This is a genomic window from Oleiphilus sp. HI0117 (assembly GCF_001635235.1).
In genome coordinates this window covers 1-815 of record NZ_LWGA01000452.1, presented here as the reverse complement: position 1 = coordinate 815, position 815 = coordinate 1, and the positions used below count along the sequence as shown (strand labels likewise).

Genomic DNA, 815 nt, shown 5'->3' with positions numbered 1-815 from the left:
GCAACGACCAATTAGTGCTTTGTATTCAAGTGTTTGTACGGGCGCGTTATTGTTAAGAGAATTGTATGTCAGCAGGATTTGGGGCGCGTAGTGGTATCCTTACCCTAACAATCAAGGATAAAGCTGTTTTATATGCCGCCTATATGCCGTTCATTAAAAACGGCGGACTATTTATACCTACCGCAAAAAACTATCATCTTGGCGATGAGGTGTTTTTGCTGTTAAATCTAATGGAAGAACCTGAAAAAATCCCGGTAGCTGGGAAGGTTATCTGGGTGACTCCTAAGGGTGCTCAGGGTAATCGAGCAGCGGGCATCGGTGTTCAGTTTAACGAAGAAGATGCTACTGCCAAAAACAAGATTGAAACCTACCTGGCAGGCTCTTTAAGCTCAGATCGTCCTACACATAGTATGTAATAATAGGGGGGTGCCCCAATTTCTTGATACGATTCTTCAAGTGAGTCGCATAGATACGCATTTTTAGTTAGTATGTGCGGCTTTATCGTTGTAACAAGAGCGCGCTTGATTTTCATGTTTATTGACTCCCACTGCCACCTTGATCGTCTGAAATTAGCTCCATATGAAGGCGACTTGTCGCTTGCAATTTCAGCTGCCAAAGAAAACCTTGTAGACAAATTGCTTTGTGTCGCAATTGACCTGGAGCATATTGAAGAAGTGCTTCAGATTGCAGCTAAATTTCCCGATGTCTATGCTTCGGTTGGCGTGCACCCAGGTAGTACCGATTGTGAAGAGCCCACTATTGAACGCCTATTATCGCTTGCTGAGCGTGAAAAAGTCATTGCGATTGGAGAGTCG

The 815-nt window shown here is 44.0% G+C and carries 2 protein-coding genes; both read left to right on the top strand.

Going from position 1 to position 815, the window contains the following annotated elements:
- Positions 1–65: 65 nt before the first annotated feature.
- Positions 66–416 carry a PilZ domain-containing protein gene (locus A3757_RS05230; protein WP_068513675.1) on the top strand — a complete coding sequence of 117 codons (351 nt, stop codon included), beginning with the start codon at positions 66–68 and terminating at the stop codon, positions 414–416.
- 114 nt (positions 417–530) lie between these two features.
- Positions 531–815, top strand: a 285-nt coding sequence (locus A3757_RS05225) for a TatD family hydrolase (RefSeq protein ID WP_197469814.1), incomplete at its 3' end; no start/stop codon positions are given.